15 protein-coding genes are annotated in these 13677 nt (G+C 54.9%); 3 read left to right on the top strand and 12 right to left on the bottom strand.

Features of this window, described 5'->3' with window-relative positions:
- Nucleotides 1-17: 17 nt before the first annotated feature.
- The 8 genes from ACZ1HE_RS10670 to ACZ1HE_RS10705 all read right to left on the bottom strand — a co-directional run bounded on the left by ACZ1HE_RS10670 (nt 18) and on the right by ACZ1HE_RS10705 (nt 6097).
- The gene (locus ACZ1HE_RS10670) at nt 18-761 is read right to left on the bottom strand and encodes an FkbM family methyltransferase (RefSeq protein ID WP_472620738.1); all 744 of its coding nucleotides are present in this window, start codon (nt 759-761) and stop codon (nt 18-20) included.
- A gap of 72 nt (nt 762-833) precedes the next feature.
- A complete protein-coding gene (locus tag ACZ1HE_RS10675) occupies nt 834-1445 on the bottom strand; it encodes a TetR/AcrR family transcriptional regulator (RefSeq protein ID WP_472620739.1) in 612 nt (203 codons plus the stop codon).
- The gene (ppk2, locus tag ACZ1HE_RS10680) at nt 1438-2307 is read right to left on the bottom strand and encodes a polyphosphate kinase 2 (protein ID WP_472620740.1); all 870 of its coding nucleotides are present in this window, start codon (nt 2305-2307) and stop codon (nt 1438-1440) included. Before ppk2 ends, ACZ1HE_RS10675 begins: the two co-directional genes overlap by 8 nt.
- Nucleotides 2308-2365: 58 nt before the next feature.
- Nucleotides 2366-2833 carry an alpha/beta fold hydrolase gene (locus tag ACZ1HE_RS10685; RefSeq protein WP_472620741.1) on the bottom strand — a complete coding sequence of 156 codons (468 nt, stop codon included), beginning with the start codon at nt 2831-2833 and terminating at the stop codon, nt 2366-2368.
- Entirely contained in the window at nt 2800-3282 is a 483-nt protein-coding gene (locus ACZ1HE_RS10690) for an alpha/beta fold hydrolase (RefSeq protein ID WP_472620742.1), read from the bottom strand. Before ACZ1HE_RS10690 ends, ACZ1HE_RS10685 begins: the two co-directional genes overlap by 34 nt.
- A gap of 25 nt (nt 3283-3307) precedes the next feature.
- A complete protein-coding gene (metA, locus tag ACZ1HE_RS10695) occupies nt 3308-4225 on the bottom strand; it encodes a homoserine O-acetyltransferase MetA (RefSeq protein WP_472620743.1) in 918 nt (305 codons plus the stop codon).
- Nucleotides 4226-4260: 35 nt separating this feature from the next.
- Nucleotides 4261-5133, bottom strand: a complete 873-nt coding sequence (locus tag ACZ1HE_RS10700) for an ATPase (RefSeq protein WP_472620744.1) — start codon at nt 5131-5133, stop codon at nt 4261-4263.
- 61 nt (nt 5134-5194) lie between these two features.
- Complete coding sequence (locus ACZ1HE_RS10705) at nt 5195-6097, bottom strand: DMT family transporter (protein WP_472620745.1); 903 nt, start codon at nt 6095-6097, stop codon at nt 5195-5197.
- Between the two features lie 322 nt (nt 6098-6419).
- Here ACZ1HE_RS10705 and ACZ1HE_RS10710 point away from each other — a divergent pair, with 322 nt between their 5' ends.
- Nucleotides 6420-6920, top strand: coding sequence for a hypothetical protein (locus ACZ1HE_RS10710; RefSeq protein WP_472620746.1), 501 nt, complete (start codon nt 6420-6422; stop codon nt 6918-6920).
- On the opposite strand, the gene ACZ1HE_RS10715 is transcribed toward ACZ1HE_RS10710, so the two are convergent.
- The 4 genes from ACZ1HE_RS10715 to ACZ1HE_RS10730 form a co-directional block, all read right to left on the bottom strand.
- Nucleotides 6921-9626 carry an AsmA family protein gene (locus tag ACZ1HE_RS10715; protein WP_472620747.1) on the bottom strand — a complete coding sequence of 902 codons (2706 nt, stop codon included), beginning with the start codon at nt 9624-9626 and terminating at the stop codon, nt 6921-6923.
- Nucleotides 9627-9804: 178 nt separating this feature from the next.
- On the bottom strand, nt 9805-10371 hold the full coding sequence (locus ACZ1HE_RS10720) for a hypothetical protein (RefSeq protein WP_472620748.1): 567 nt from the start codon (nt 10369-10371) through the stop codon (nt 9805-9807).
- Between the two features lie 269 nt (nt 10372-10640).
- Complete coding sequence (locus ACZ1HE_RS10725; RefSeq protein ID WP_472620749.1) at nt 10641-11048, bottom strand: substrate-binding domain-containing protein; 408 nt, start codon at nt 11046-11048, stop codon at nt 10641-10643.
- Nucleotides 11026-11565, bottom strand: a complete 540-nt coding sequence (locus ACZ1HE_RS10730) for a LacI family DNA-binding transcriptional regulator (RefSeq protein ID WP_472620750.1) — start codon at nt 11563-11565, stop codon at nt 11026-11028. The genes ACZ1HE_RS10725 and ACZ1HE_RS10730 overlap by 23 nt, the downstream gene beginning before the upstream one ends.
- Before the next feature lie 140 nt (nt 11566-11705).
- On the opposite strand from ACZ1HE_RS10730, the gene ACZ1HE_RS10735 reads away from it, so the two are divergent.
- Both ACZ1HE_RS10735 and ACZ1HE_RS10740 read left to right on the top strand, forming a co-directional pair.
- On the top strand, nt 11706-13217 hold the full coding sequence (locus ACZ1HE_RS10735) for a tripartite tricarboxylate transporter permease (protein WP_472620751.1): 1512 nt from the start codon (nt 11706-11708) through the stop codon (nt 13215-13217).
- A complete protein-coding gene (locus ACZ1HE_RS10740) occupies nt 13214-13669 on the top strand; it encodes a tripartite tricarboxylate transporter TctB family protein (protein WP_472620752.1) in 456 nt (151 codons plus the stop codon). The genes ACZ1HE_RS10735 and ACZ1HE_RS10740 overlap by 4 nt, the downstream gene beginning before the upstream one ends.
- Nucleotides 13670-13677: the final 8 nt, after the last annotated feature.

Here is a 13677-nt window from a genome sequence, read left to right on the forward strand (position 1 = left end):
TCTGCCCAAAAGGGAACTCAGTTCGCCGGAATGTACCAATAGTCAAACATCGACAAATCCTCGAGCACCCGCTTGTATCCTTTGGATGTCATAAGCGCGTGAATGTCGTCCTGTTGACTGAGATGAGCATGTTCAACCGTCAAAACACCAAAGGTCCAGTGATCGAAATCCAATGCTTGCAGTATTTGGTATTCGCTGCCTTCGGTATCTACAGACAAATAATCGATATGGCGGGGCGCCTTGTGTTCGACCAGCAGGTCGTGGAGCGAAATCGTTTCGACCTCATAGCTTGAACCGCGCAACTTGTCCTTGGTCGATGCATATTCACTGATGGCAGAATTAACCTCCCGTCGCGCTTGGGTGAACTGAACTGTGGCGCCGGTTTCTTTCCAGACACAGCGCGTGTCGATGATGGCAGTACGGTTCCGTCGAAGCTCGTCGTGCCAACCACGACTGGGTTCGGCCAGGATACCGGTCCAGCCAAATTCTCGCTCCATCAAACAAGTGTTGCTCAGGGAAACGCCATTTGTTGCCCCAAATTCAACAAAGTAACCATCTTTCTTAAAGTCAAGTTGTGCCAAGGCGAACAAGTCTTGCCGAATCTGGGAATGTCCATGATCAAGCAGGTCAATACAGCGGCTTCTGTGTTCCGGTGCGATGGCTTTGACAAATTGCAGATCATGCCACCCGCTTTCGCGTTCCTTCAATTGGCGAAGACGGTCGCGACGTATCAGAGTTGTATTGGTAATCAGGCGGCTCACGATCCGGTTTCCCCTCTCAAGTCAGTTCACAAACACGTTAGAGGGTCCGTTGAATTGCCACAAGCAGCAGTATCAATCGGGTGGAATTAGCCCCAGCCCGCGCAAGTAGATACCAATGCCGGTTTCCAGCAGATCCTCGGGCGGGAACGGGGACACCGTACCGGTGTTCCTGGCATAAAGTTCGACCACCCCATGGCTCATAGCCCAGATGTGGGCGCTGAACATTGAAGCAGGCGGGCGCTTGTCGGCTGGGATATGCTCGGACAACTCGGCTGCGGCGCGCTCCAGCACCGACTTGGCACGGTTCGCGGCGGTTGCCAGTTCGGGGGTGCGGTTCATCGAAATACCGCTTTCAAACATCGAAATATAGTGTCCGGGATGGCGTCGGGCAAAGGCCAGATAAGCCCGTCCGGTCGCCTCGAAGGCGGCAAGTGCGGATGGTTGTCCTTTGTCGTAGGCGTATTGCATCAAGTCAGCGAACATGTCGAAGCCTTGGCGCGCCGCCTCGGCAATCAAGTCTTCGCGTCCTTCGAAATGACGGTATACGGCGGCCGGGGTGACACCGGCGGTTTTTGCTGCTTCGGACAGCGTGAAACCGGTCGGGCCCTTCACTTCGATAAGCTTGAGCGCCGCCTCGATCAGAGCCTGGCGCAGATTGCCGTGATGATAACCGCGTTTAGGCATCCCAGATGTCCGGTCCGCCACAGATGTTCATGTCTGGATGCCCAACGGTATTGGTGTCCTTGTCATCGTAGTCCAATTGACCCAGTACGGTCCGTATTGCCGCGATGCGGGCCCGCTTTTTGTCGTCTGAACGTATGATGGTCCAGGGGTTACTGTCCGAGTGCGACCGAAGCAGGGTTTCTCGAATTGCGTTGGTATAGCTGTCCCACTTGTGCAGCCCCTTCACGTCAATCGGGCTAAGTTTCCATTGCTTCAGGGGGTCGCTCTCTCGGTCGTGAAAGCGGCGCAATTGTTCGGCGCGTCCAACGTTCAGCCAGAACTTGAATATGCGGATCCCGTCGTTGACCAGGCCCCGCTCGATGGGCAGGACCTGCCGAAAAAAGCGCTCGCGTTCCTCATCAGTGCAGAAACCGAAAACTTTTTCCACGACACCACGGTTGTACCAGCTGCGGTCATAAAAAACGATTTCACCGGCCGAGGGCAGGTGTTGTACATAGCGTTGAAAATACCACTGACTGCGTTCCGCGTCCGAAGGCTTGGCCAACGCAACAACGCGCGCGCCGCGTGGGTTCAGGTTCTCGCGGAAGCGCTTGATTGTACCGCCTTTTCCGGCTGCATCGCGCCCTTCAAATAAAATGGCGATACGTTCGCCGGTGTCCTTGGCCCAGGCCTGCATTTTGACCAGTTCGATCTGCAGGGCATCCATCTGTTTGTTATAGTCTTTGTTGCCCATGCGTGCGTCATAGGGATAGTCCGGATTCAAAATGTCGTCCTTGCTGGATTCTAGGACAAGATCCCGGACCTCTTGTGGTGCATCGTTATTGAGGTAGTTGCTGATCTCGCCTTTTTCTGGCCGGGCCATTTGGTGCCGCCTCCGGATTATTGCTTTTGTTTCCGTCCACTATGTAATGTTAATCGACTTAACGCAAACCTGCGCGCGCAGCTGCACGATCGATTGCGGCGATTACGTCCGGAACGGCGACATGTTGCGGCATGTGACCAATGCCGGGGAGCAGGGTAAGCGTTGCATCCGGGATGCGTTTAACCAGGTTCTTCGAATGCAGCTTATGGCTGACAATGTCGTCCGCGTCGCCATGCAAAATTTCGGTCGGTACAGAAATTGCGGGATACATGGGGTGCAGCTCTGTTACCTCATTCAGCAGATTGTACCGTTGGCGGGCATTGGCTCGGGTCGCCGACCGGCGAAGGCTCAGGCGCGGATTGAAGTGTTCCAGATATCCTTGAGGCACATCTTGTGGCGCAAAGACCTCGGCCATTGTCTCCTCGATCCGGGTGTCGGGAACAAAAGCGGTGATCAGCGGCACGACCAGTAAGTTACCCCATCCAGACGTGACTAGCTGGTAGTAGGCATCAAGGGGGTGGTCCAAGGTGTAGAGGGGGCCGAGACCGGGACAAGTGCCGATATCCTGTCAGAATGATGCACGGCCCAGGCCAGTGCAACTGCGCCACCATAACTTTGCCCCATCACAATCGGTCGAGAGGCGCCCAACTCCAAAGCAGCCTCACTAAGCACGCGGGCTTGTTCGGCAATGGTTTCTTTCCCGATGGGTAAAGCATCGGAATACCCATGCCCTGGTCGATCAAACAGAAAAACCCGGTATCTGTCAGTCAAAGCTGGCGACAGGGCAAAATTCATGTCTCGTATTGATCCGCTAGAGCCATGAATTAACACAAGATCCGGGCCGCTTCCCGAGACATTGACGTGAATGCGGATTCCATCGACAGTGACAAACTGACCGAACGCCGGGTGGGTTCTTTCGGCGCTGGCTTCGTTCTTGGCCGCTTTCCATTGCGTGGTTGCGACGCTCGCAATCACGACAATGAAAAGTGCTATCAGGACCTTAAGAACCAATCTGGGCCATGTCGAACGGGGTCGACTGATAGATCTCGTTGATCCAGTTGCCGTAGAGCAGATGCGCATGACTGCGCCAGCGGTTCTGCGGCGTACGGCTGGGATCATCATCGGGATAGTAGTTCATCGGCACATTGATCGGCGTGCCATTGGCCACGTCCCGGTCGTACTCTTGCTTCAACGTATCGCTGTCATATTCGAAGTGATTAAAGATATAGAGCGAACGGTGACCGGGGTCCTCGACAAGGCAAGGGCCGACCTCATCACTGCCCAACAGCGTGCGAAGCCCTGGAGCTGCATCGATCTCATTTTGTTTCATTTCGGTCCAGCGGCTTACTGGGATCACGCAATCATCTGAAAACCCGCGCAGAAATGGAGACGCGGCATCAAGGTTCTGATGACGGAAACACCCAAATGCCTTGGCAGGCAACATGTGTTTTTTGACGCCATGGAAATGGTTGATCATCGCCATCCCGCCCCAGCAAACGCCAAAAGTAGAATGCACGTTGGTCTGGGTCCAATCCATCACCTCGCGCAGTTCGTCCCAATAGGTGACATCCGGGAACTCCAGATGTTCAATCGGTGCGCCGGTAATGATCAGCCCGTCGAACTTCTGATCCTTGATCTCTTGGAACGGGTGATAAAACTCAACCATATGTTCAGCCGCAGTATTGCGCGTGCGGTGTTCCGACATCCGGATGAGGCTTAATTCGATCTGCAGCGGCGTGGCACCAATCAAACGCGCGAACTGGTTCTCGGTCTGGATCTTCTTGGGCATCAGATTGAGCAGCCCAATGCGCAGGGCACGAATGTCCTGACGTGCCGCCTGATCCGGCGACATGACCATGACACCCTCTTTGGTGAGGACGTCATATGCGGGCAGGTCGGAAGGGATCTTGATGGGCATCGTATCAGCTTTTCGTTGCGAATGAATTGGGGAACCTAGGTGGTCTGGCCTTTGGCCTCAAGGGCTTGTGCGATCACGTCCTCGAAATCGGATGCATCGCGCACAGCGCTGATCTGGTCAGCAGTGACGGTCACGCCCCAGTTGCGGGCCATGGCCTCATACCTGGGTTGGCGATGTGCCAGCGCTTGAGCGTAAGTCCAGCGGATAAAAGCATCGGGATCAACCTCGTCGGGGCCACAGTCCTGCTCGACCAGGTATTGGTCCCAGACGCGGGTCAAAAAGGCGGGCTGATAGGACATCGGCTTGGGCGCCTTGTCAAAGCGGCGGATCAGTTCCTCGGTGTGGGCGTCATCGCCTTTGAGCCAGATCATCAGCGTGTGTTTGGAGAGTTCCGACAACAGCGGGTCGTCGGGATTGTCGGCATCGACCCATTCACAGATCGACCCACCGGTGTCGCAGATGAAGTTCGGATAGCCATAAAGCCGCTCGGCCCGGTCGCTGAAGTATTCGGTGTCCAGCAATGCATGGGTCTCGGCCATGCGGAACTGTTCTTGCCGACGGTGGTATTCACCGATCGGCAGACCGCCTTTGGCTGGATCACCCGGTTTTCCAAGGTAGGTCGCCACCGGGGTTAGGTTCTCAAACGAAATGTTCGAGCCAATGTAGATTGAATCAGACAACAGCAGATCGCGCAGAAACGGCACTTTCATCGCTTCGGCCTTGGCGTTGTCAGTGATGTATTCGCCCATATAGCGGGTGCCGATGCGGTAATCGATGGAGTAGTGGAACCAGTCGCCCGTATCGCGCAGGATATTCGAGACATAGGTCTTGCCCAGTCCCGACATGCCAAAAAACAGCACCTTTTTGCGCGCCGCCGCGCGCCAATCCTGAGCCGAGCCGTAAATCATGTCCCGCCGTCCGTTCCACCGTTGGTCGTTTTGCCCTTGCTAGAGTGCAGGGCAGGCGGGGTCAATTGCGCCGACGCCCAATCGTGCCATTCAGGATCAACAGACCCGCTGCTAGCAAGGCAAACCCGACATAGGCCTGCGGCATCAGCGTTTCGTTCCGTACATATGCGCCCAGAACGATGGCCACGGGTGGGATCAACAGGGTGACCAGCATCAGGTTGCCGCTGCCTGCCATCGCCAGCACCCGGTAATACAGCAGATATGCACCGGCCGTGGCGATGATCGCGTAGTATCCGATGGCGACCCAAGTGTCCGTTTCAAGCGACATGGATACCGGGCCGTCAACAATAAGCGCCACGGGCAACAATATGATGGTTGATCCGGTCAACATACCCGCTGCTGCGACTTCGGGTGGCAGGTGGCTCAATTTCGCGCGGGCCCATGCACCTGCAAGTGCGTATGAGAATGTTCCTGCAATAATAGCAAGTTGCGCGATGCTTTGAATGCTGAATGAGGTGAAGTTCTGTAACCCGATAGCCACCGCTACGCCTAAAAAACCCAGCCCCACGCCAATGATTTTGCGTGCCGTCAGACGCTCGTCAATGAACACTATAGCCGCAACCAGCACGCCAAATATCGCCGTTGCCGCGTTCAGGATCGAGGTCAGTCCTGTTTCGATATAAAGCTGCCCCCATGCCATCAGGCCAAATGGGATCACGTTGTTCAGCAGGCCCATGACAAGAAATGCGCCCCATACGCGCGGATCTTTCGGGATGGGCAATCGGAGGGCGATTATGACAAGCCACAATGCGATCATCGCCCATCCTGTCCGATGCAGAACAGATGTGATCACGGGAACTTCGTCCAATGCGATGCGGATGGCCAGAAAGGAACCACCCCAGATGAGGGCCAGCAGAAACAACTCTGCCCAAGCGCGCGGAGACATGGTTTTTTGTTCGGTCATTCCAGAATTCTTGCCCGGATTTTCGTTGGTTTTCGACCCGATTCTTGCGCATAGGGAGGGATAGGAGGAGGTCTTCGGTTGCTTCCCATCTTCAGGCTATTCTGTGATGAAAAGCGTCATACCGATCGTGCACAACGCGATTTGATCGGTGGGGTGCCGGGAAATTAGGTCAAACTCCGGGTGCTTTGGATCAAATTTGGTTTTCGTTCTTGGTTTTGCCAGTGTGGCTGGTCGTGATATGCATAAACATGAAGGACGATACATGTTTGTAAAGTCGAGCAGATTTTTTCAATTTTCGAAGTTGGTATTTGGGGAGAAGATGATGTCAAAGGTCCTGCAAGGTGCGCTGTTGTCCGCGGTGTTCGGGAGCATCGCTTGGGCAAACACGTCGAACCCGTGGGGGACATCCGGGGATTGGGAAATTCTGGTAAACCCGGATGTTGGACATGGATGTTTCATGCAGCGAACCTCGCCAGATGGAACGGTAGTGCAGGTTGGGGCCGAACCCGACAAGCAGGGCGGTTTTTTTGCGGTTCTGAACGCAGAATGGACAGAAATCACCGACGGTCAAGAAGCGGTTTTGACGTTTGACTTTGGGGACGCCAAATTTGCCGGAGACGCCAGAGGAGTGATCAAAGGTGATCTCTTTGGAGGATATGCCTTTTTTGATAACCCCAAGTTCGTGGACGAATTTGGCAAACGGTCAAAGGTCACAGTGTCCGGCGAAGGGGACCGACAGGTTGAAATCAGCCTGAAAGGTAGCCAGAAGGCGATTCAGGCCGTTCAGGCATGCCAAAAAGAGCAACCAAAACAGGATCCCTGATCAGCGGTCGCCCCCATTTTGCAGGCTGTCTGGTTTGCATGGGGTGCGATTTGATTGTTGCTGTGGTCGTCCGCGCTCCTGGCTTCGTACTCCACCTACGTGGAGCTTGAATTTTGGTTCAGAAAGCTTGCCCGACACGGAAAACGGCCAGGCACTGCGCGCGAGGGGGCGTCCCACCGGCCTGGGTTCCGCACGCAAAGCGATCGTGTCATTCTTCCAGTCCGCGCCGCCATTTGCTACCAATTGAACGCTTTTGGTTTCAACCACGACGGCGTTTGATGTGACTTTGCCGGGTTGGATTTGCAGGGGCGCGACAAGGCAAACAATATCAGTATATCCTTGGCCAAGTTCGGCCGAGAACAGCCAGGGAAAAATGCCCAACCCGGCTAGTTCGACCAGGCTGGTTGCGATGTCTCCGTTCTGCATCGAAATTGTTGCACGCCCGGACATCGTATTGATGAATGTCTTGAGGGACTTGCGGTTTCCACTAACGTTAAAGTCTCCGCGCAGGGTGCCATGCGCTTGAATGCCCAAGCCGACCGAGTCCAGAATTTTACCAAAGTCCCAGCCACTCGTTGCGCCCGATACATTGAGCCTTTCAGGAGCATCCAAAAGGTCCATTCCGGCACTGGCACGAATGTATCCACCACCATAGTGCACTTCGAGGGGGCCCAGATCCGCTTTCCCGTCTTTCAACGTCAGCGCGCTTTCAACCTTGGATATGCCCTCTTGTCCAACGATCCGTGCTATGTTCACCACTATTTCAAGGTCGGTATCCCGCAGCCTGCGCTCCACATCCAGCAACTTGTCGTCGGCCGGAAGAACCAGTGGCTGCACATCAGGGTCTTTGTCATCGCTGTCATCTTTCGAGACGAGAGGTTGAACATCGTCCTGATCTTCTGGTTTGTCCTCAGTTAACTTGTCCAATTGAACAAATGCAGCGATCCCATTTTGCAAGTCTTTCAGGTCCAGTTTGTCACTCGAGATGACCCCTCGGATGAAGGGCTTGGTTGTCAGCCCTTCAACGTCCAGTTGGGTTTCAAGTCGTGACGTTGCAACTCCGGCTTGAACGTTCATGCTGACTGAACTGTCTTGACTGGACAGGGATAACAGGAGCTCCAGTGCACCTGCGTCTACAGGTTCGAGATCGAGCGCCTCAAGAAATTCAACGGTTTCCGGAATGTCGAGATCGATGTGCATCTCGCTTCCATCAAGCTTGCGGACGTCTCCGACCTGGCCGTGTGCGTCCAGGGCCCACAACTCTGTATCAAGCGCCTGAGCTTTGAATTGCGCCAGACGCAGATGCCCGGGAGCGTCGTCGACTTCAAACTGCGCATCTACGCGACCGAATTTCTCTGCAACGTCCTGACCCATTTCACCCAACAAAAGAGACGCCGGAGCCATCAGATTGCCGGCAACATCGAGGTCCTTGAGTTCCAGAAGGTTGTTGATGTTCGCTTGGGCCCTGAGATAGGGCGCATCCAATGGACCGGCCTGAATCGAAATGTCCCGCATGGCAAGCGAGCCCTCTTCGGTTCGCCGTATTTCTCCGATGGACACTGGACCTACCTTGTCCAGTCCCTGCTCAAATAGGTTGGTTTCAAGAAACAACTCCCGAAACTCCAGATTCCCCGTATCGCCGATGACTTCAACCTGGGCCCCAGTCAATTTGATGTCAGAGATTTCTCGCGCTTTGGGTGGTGGTGCGCCCTCAGGGTGCAGGCGTGCTTCGAGCTTGATATCTACGTCTTTTCCTGTCCAAAAATCCGCGATTGATCCTTGAGCGTAAAGTCTTTGCCCTTCGCTAAGGTCAATAACCGTTTCGGTGTTTGAAATTTTCAAAACACCGTTCTGATTGGTCATTTCGGCAGAGAACGCACCCTTGCCGTCCAATACGGGGTCCAATTGTAGGATCTCTAGAAACTCGGCAAATGAGCCAGTTTCAAACGCGAGCAGGGCCGTATATCCCCCACCTTGGTCCAACGGGATTGGAGTGCCGTCATATGTTAGTTCCAGCCCACCAAACTCGGCTCGGGTGGTAAACGCCTCTCCGCGTGGAAACTGCGCGTCAATATGAAAGCTCTGACCATTCACTCCACCGCGACCCGTAACAGTCGTGAGTTGCCCTTCTTGCTTCTGAGCAAGGGCCAGAACCTCGATCTGGAAATCAAAGACAAAGCCCGTCACCTCGTTAAGGCGCCGTAGACTGATGTTTGAAAAAGCGACGGTTTTATCCGACAAAAACTCGATTATGCCGCCCTGTTGCTCTTCTTCTACTGTTTCCGGGCGGTCGTTGACACGGGCAGTTTCGTGTTCCGACCAGCTTTTAGAGCCGTCTGCCCGATGCAATAGATTTACACCCAACCCGTCGACAACAAGATTGTCAAAGTCCACGACACCTTTCGCCAGTGACAAGAGGTCAAGTTCCAATTCAAGACGTTTGAGTTCTGCCAAGGCTACGTCCGGAATATCCTGACTGGGAATTTCAACACCTGAAACAAAGATCTGACTGACCGGGGCAGGGCGCACTCGTACATCGCCGTGAATAATGACGGGTTGCCCGAGTTGTTCTGACAAAACACCGCTCACAAGCCGCTTGCGCAGATCAGAGAACACCGAAGAGGCCAGAAGCATCCATAAGATGCCAAAGACAACAGCGGTCAAAATCATTAACCAAAGTGAAAACCGATAAAGTCGTTGGAACACTATGGACCTCCCTCATCAAGGCGCTCTCCTGTGTGCCAGGGAGGGCATTGTGAAATTCAAACATTCAAACAAGTTGAATGATTGGGTCCCAGCCTATCGCGATTTGCTCAAAACAAAAGAAAAATCAGTTCGTTGGAGTTGGCTCTGGCTTATTGTGAAACCAGAGCCAAAGTGATGATCACCCGCTGATTAAGCCCTTGAGCTCTTGCATTTTTGCATCAAAGGTTTCGGGCGACGCCTTAATGTCCCCGAGAATCTTCAGGATTGTGTCCTTGGTTTCCTGAGACAGAGAGCTTCCCTGCACTGCCAGAACAAGTGCGTCGTAGTTGAAGCCTTCTTTGGTCAAAATGCCGGTGTCTTGCATGGACTGGACCAAATCTTGAGCGTCGTTGCTCAGGCTCGCGACCTGATCCGAAGCTGCGTTTGCCAGATCCGTGGCCGCGGTGGTTGCCTGATCCGCCGCGTCCGACGCGGCTTGAGCGGCCTGTTCAGTTGCAGATGACACTGCCTCTGACGCTTGGTCGGCTGCACTGTCGAGCGCTTCGCTGGCCTGACCGGTTGCTTCGTTTACTGCCTCTTCAGCAGCGTCACGCACAGCACCGGCCGCATCGCTCAAAGCGTCTCCGGCATCTTGTGCCGCGCTTTCAAGCCGTTCAGCCGGTGTCGGTTCGGGTTGATTCATGAAATAATAGGCAGCACCGCCTCCAACAGCGATGATGGCCACAATGATTAGGGTACGAGACATGAGAGACTCCTGAATGAACTGATGTGAACCACATGAAGCATAGTGCCTTGCGATTCCAGTGGTAGGATAAAATTTTTGTGTGAAATCAATGTATAGGCTATTATCCGCAAGTTTTCCGTGTGTCGGGCGGCAGGTTCTCGCCCTGTGATACCTATCGGTCTGAATTCCCCTGTACTTTGCGGGTTGTCGCGCGGCTTACCAGTTTCACGTCGCATTCCAGCCGGGTCGGTAGCGTAACTTGATCTGCGATTGCGCGTGTAATCTCTTCGCTAAGCCAACCGTCCGATGCGTTGAGCCGGAATACGGATGGTTGTCAGGGCAGGTTCCATTTCCTCAGATCCTTTGAAGTCTCCGATCCCGATCACCGAAATATCCCGAGGGACGCGCAGTCCGAGTTTCACGGCTGCATAGATCGCGCCTTGGGCAATTACATCGTTTCCGCAGAGCAAAGCCGAAGGAAGTGACTCGGTTGCCAGCATTGCCTCAGCGGCGGCCTTCGCCTGTTGCAGGCTATAGGGGGCCTCGCTTTGCCAGTTCTCAGGTACGGTAACACCGTTGGCTTCCAACTGTTGCAGCGCTCCGATAAGGCGATCACCTGCACGGTCATTGCCTTGGGTTGGAGGGAAAATGGTGCCAATGGAACGATGCCCCAAGTCAAGTAGGTGTTCGGCAGCCATTGCGCTCAGCCTTCTGGTTGTCGGCGCCAATACAGGCGATTGGCGAGTTATCTGAAAAGTTCCAGATCGCCAGAGCTGGAACACCTTGTTGTTCCAGCAATTGGAACGTTTCGGTGTTATGGTCCAACCCGATCAGGGCCACGCCATCAACGCGATGTTCAAGCAGTTTGCGCAACACACCATATTCGGCTTCAAGGTCATATCCGTGCGAGGCGATGAGAATGGTGAATCCTTCGGCTTCGACCGCGCTGGAAAAGGCTTGGATCACTTCGGCAAAGATCGCGTGATCGATGGTGGGCACGATCAGACCGATCGTCGCAGACCTTTTGCCATGCATCGCTTGGGCTGCCCGGTTGCGGATGTAGCCCAGCTTGCGAACGGCGCGGTCGATCTTTTTCCGAGTCGCAAGGTTGACCAAATCAGGGTGGTTAAAGCTGCGCGACACCGTCGACGGTGACACTTTAGCGGCCCTTGCCACGGCCACAATATCTACCTTACCAGATTGTTTTTGCGCCATAAAAATGACCTCCTGAGGATATTTTATGAAAACATTTGCAATACTATTTTCATCCCATACCCTAGTTTGTCAACAAAGCTATGGACCGCAGCGCGGACCACTTGCCTGAATGTCGGGCAAACGGGTTGGGAGGCCCCGGAATGGAATTTATCTACTACTTTGGCGATGTGTTTTCGCCGCTCTCATTTGCCCTGCTGCTTGGGGGAACGATCGGGGGCCTCATCCTTGGGGCGACGCCCGGATTGTCACCCACGATGGCTGTGGCTCTGTTGATCCCGTTTACCTTTCAGCTTGAGGCGGTTCAGGGCCTGATCCTGCTGGGGGCGGCCTATACCTCGACTGTGGCGGGGGGCGCTGTGAGCGCCATCTTGCTCAAGATCCCCGGTGCCCCGGCCAACATCGCCACAACTCTGGACGGTCATACGATGGCCAAAAAAGGGGAGGGTGCACGGGCACTGCAACTGTCATTCCTGGCCTCGGCTGTTGGCGGTGTGTTTGGTGTGCTGCTCCTGATCTTTCTGACGCCGGTTCTGGCGCAGTGGGCACTGGCCTTTGGTCCATCGCATCTGTTCTGGTTGGCTATTCTGGGCGTTACCGTCATTGGCTCGCTCGACAGTGACTCGGTGGTCAAAGGGCTGCTCTCTGGCTGTATTGGACTGTGGCTTGCGACGATCGGTTTTGATGACATCATGGGTGCGCAGCGGTTCATCTTTCACCCCTCGCTTGGTGGTGGGATCAACATCATCGCTGCTTTGATCGGTCTCTTTGCGATCCCGCAGGTGCTGACCATGTTTGCCAAGGGGCGCAGAACCCAAGGCGCCGAAGTGATCGAGGTACAGAAGCATTCCGTCGGCAAGGCAGCGGGTGAACTGGTGCGCAATCCACGGGCGCTGTCCATCGGTACAATCACTGGTTCCATCATCGGCCTGATCCCCGGTGTGGGCGGTCAGATTGCCGGTCTGGTCGCATATGACCAGACCAAGAAGTTCAGCCCCGATCAGGACAAGTTCGGTAAAGGTCACCCAGAAGGCGTGATTGCAGCCGAAGCTGCCAACAACGCCATGGTCGGCCCCTCGCTGGTGCCCTTGCTGACGCTGTCGATCCCCGGCAGCCCTACGGCCGCGGTTCTGCTGGGCGGTCTGCTGATCCACGGGATTTTCCCGGGCACAGATTTGTTCGACAACCACCCCGATGTGGCCTGGACCTTCATCAACTCGATGCTGATCGGGCAGGTTCTGATGTGTATCTTTGGCCTTTACGTGGCCGGTCTTGCTGCCCGCGTTGCTCAGGTCCCGCAGTCAGTTATGGCCGCCGTGGTTCTGGGGTTGTCGGTCTTTGGTGCGTATTCGGTGCAAAGCTCGATGGGGGACGTTTACGTTATGGCCTGCCTGGGTGTGATGATGTTCTTCCTTGAACGCTTTGGCTTTTCGGCAGCGCCACTGGTGCTTGGCCTGATCCTAGGTCCGATTGCCGAGGCGAACTTTATCCAAGGGTCGATGATCGCCAATGCAACTGATGGAATGGCCCCGTACTTCTTCGGTGGTCCGCTTAACATCTTCCTGATGGTCGTGGTCGCAGCCTCTGTTGCCTATTCGATCTGGATGGAGCTGCGCACGCGCAAAATCCAAAACACAGTCGAGGTGCAATCATGAGCCGCGCACAACACATTGTCCCGTCAGGCATAATCTTCGCCGTTGGCTGCTGGATCGCCTGGGTCAGCTACACCCAGCAACCTGCCGAGGCCTTCCTGTTCCCACGCCTGATCTCATCGGTCTTTGTGGTGCTGGCGGGTTGGACATTCGGCAAGGCCCTGATGGGCCTCAGCCGGGTCGGTGCGGGTGTGTCGCGCACCATGATCGTAAATCTGCTGCCCGGTCTGATGGTTGCCCTGATCTACATCTTCTGGGCTGCCAAAACCTTTGGCTTTTACACCGCCACCACCGTGGCATTCTTCATCCTGCTTTCGCTCTATGATCCAGCGCCTCACAACGAGGGACGTACATGGGTCAAACGGGCGCTGATCACCGCAGGGTTCATCGCCGTGATGTACGGGCTCTTTGCCTTGCTGCTCAAAGTCTACACACCACGTGAAATACTGTTCTGACCGCGATT

The organism is Falsiruegeria sp. JB4-1 (genome assembly GCF_055693495.1).

What these genes read in the sequence shown, in the direction of transcription:
- ACZ1HE_RS10675 (WP_472620739.1), bottom strand. Translation starts at nt 1,445, where the DNA reads ATGCCTAAACGCGGTTATCATCACGGCAATCTGCGCCAGGCTCTGATC.
- ppk2 (WP_472620740.1), bottom strand. Translation starts at nt 2,307, where the DNA reads ATGGCCCGGCCAGAAAAAGGCGAGATCAGCAACTACCTCAATAACGAT.
- metA (WP_472620743.1), bottom strand. Translation starts at nt 4,225, where the DNA reads ATGCCCATCAAGATCCCTTCCGACCTGCCCGCATATGACGTCCTCACC.
- ACZ1HE_RS10700 (WP_472620744.1), bottom strand. Translation starts at nt 5,133, where the DNA reads ATGATTTACGGCTCGGCTCAGGATTGGCGCGCGGCGGCGCGCAAAAAG.
- ACZ1HE_RS10705 (WP_472620745.1), bottom strand. Translation starts at nt 6,097, where the DNA reads ATGACCGAACAAAAAACCATGTCTCCGCGCGCTTGGGCAGAGTTGTTT.
- ACZ1HE_RS10710 (WP_472620746.1), top strand. Translation starts at nt 6,420, where the DNA reads ATGTCAAAGGTCCTGCAAGGTGCGCTGTTGTCCGCGGTGTTCGGGAGC.
- ACZ1HE_RS10720 (WP_472620748.1), bottom strand. Translation starts at nt 10,371, where the DNA reads ATGTCTCGTACCCTAATCATTGTGGCCATCATCGCTGTTGGAGGCGGT.
- ACZ1HE_RS10725 (WP_472620749.1), bottom strand. Translation starts at nt 11,048, where the DNA reads ATGGCTGCCGAACACCTACTTGACTTGGGGCATCGTTCCATTGGCACC.
- ACZ1HE_RS10730 (WP_472620750.1), bottom strand. Translation starts at nt 11,565, where the DNA reads ATGGCGCAAAAACAATCTGGTAAGGTAGATATTGTGGCCGTGGCAAGG.
- ACZ1HE_RS10735 (WP_472620751.1), top strand. Translation starts at nt 11,706, where the DNA reads ATGGAATTTATCTACTACTTTGGCGATGTGTTTTCGCCGCTCTCATTT.
- ACZ1HE_RS10740 (WP_472620752.1), top strand. Translation starts at nt 13,214, where the DNA reads ATGAGCCGCGCACAACACATTGTCCCGTCAGGCATAATCTTCGCCGTT.